Here is a 1,649-nt window from a genome sequence, read left to right on the forward strand (position 1 = left end):
AACGGCGCACCTTCGGTGGCATCAGACATGTCCATCGATTTCTCCTATGTCGTGAAATTCCAGGAGAAAGTCTGCACAGGGTCAGGTGGGGAAAACAGGTGTGGATTCTTGGGCGCTTACTGTACATTCACTGGCTTACGCATCTTTATCACGCCGCGTTGGACTACACGCACAATGAGCACCCCGCCCCCCTTGACCAGCGAGAGACGTATCACATTGCGAAATCTGTGGCACACTGGGTCTGGATCAAATTTGACATCGAGGCCAGCGATCGCCGGTTTTCTGCTCGGCAAGCGCAACGCGGACGCAGGGGAGGTATAGCCAAGGGGAAGGCCTATGAGCAAAAGCGTGCATCTGCGCGTCTCCAGCGATCCACAGGAGTGAGTTACAACCAAATAGCTGCTGAGCTCGGCGTCTCCAGACGCTCTGTTATCAACTGGTGCAAATAGCCATAATCAGATTGAAGCGCCCCGCCAGGGCGCGGGAGTGGTTTTTTGTATCAAAAAAATAATAATTATTGCGCCGCAGGCACCGGGCATCTTATTGCGGGGGTGGTGGGCGCGGATGGGTGCAGGCGGTGGAAAAGTGTGGGCGGGCGGTGGGAAACGCCTTACAGCGTTTTCCACGGGCCATCCACGCGGTCGCGCAGCGATTTCCACGGCCTGTGCCCAGGAGTGCCCCTCTCCTGCTATATAAGCAGGCTGGGATACCGGTCCGCTACCTCTCTTCAACTAACTGTATTTCACTTGCCGTCAGCTTAAAAATGGCATACACAATCTGATTCAATATTTTCTCCTTATCCGCCAACTCACGGGATAGATCTGTGATTTGTTGTTGCGATAATTCCAGAAAATCCTGCCAGTTATTGCGTTCGGCAAGGGGTATGGTGGTCTTGAAGGTTTTTTTGATTTCTTTCTGGAAAGCGTCGAAATCCAGTTCCCACCAGGTTTTGAGCTTGTTGGTCAGTTTGGCTTCGCGGTCTGGTGGGCAGAGATCAGGAATGCGGCGGGTGACACCCTGCTGAACTTTATAGCGTTGCTCGGCCAGGGTTTGGCATTGTTGCGCCAGCATTGTGATTTGTTGTTTTTGTTCCTGATGTGCGCTGGGGATTGGCAGGGTTTCCATATATTGCGCTCTCAGTTCGTAATAACCACCCCGCACAAATGGACACAAAGCAGTTATCAACAGCCAATATGGAGCGCTATTCAACAAGCCAAGCAGGTAAGCATCATTTGAAGGAACGATGTAACTCTTGTCGTTGGATAAATGCCCCTGTTGATTAAAATGGAACAAGGGACCGCTACTGAAATGCCCATATTGAATTTTCGGTTTTTCAAATTCCTGGTAGTAAGCAACAGTATCCTGTATTTCATACCATTCATAAGGCCCCGCCTTCCTTCCCGGCCATTTTTCACCCTTGGGCCAATCCTTTGGCTTGGGCATCAGGCGCTCTTTGAACTGACTCAAATATGCTTTGATGGCAGGATACTTTTCAATATCCGTTCCCCTGCGTGTAAAAATCAACCATAATCCCCTCGGCTCGGCATGCCATTTCTTCAGGTCCTTGCCTTCGAGAAAAGGCTTGAGCAAATCAGCGGATTTGGAGTCGGCATCGAGCAACTGCTGGCGGGTGGCGTTATCGATGACAA

At 50.9% G+C, this 1,649-nt stretch carries 1 protein-coding gene; it reads right to left on the reverse strand.

Features of this window, described 5'->3' with window-relative positions:
- Positions 1-717 precede the first annotated feature (717 nt).
- Positions 718-1,649: TaqI-like C-terminal specificity domain-containing protein (locus ACOCD2_RS19035; protein ID WP_419625908.1), on the reverse strand; the 932-nt coding region annotated here is incomplete at its 5' end.

This window comes from Thiolapillus sp. (assembly GCF_048562965.1).
Lineage (GTDB): Bacteria > Pseudomonadota > Gammaproteobacteria > Chromatiales > Chromatiaceae > Thiolapillus > Thiolapillus brandeum_A.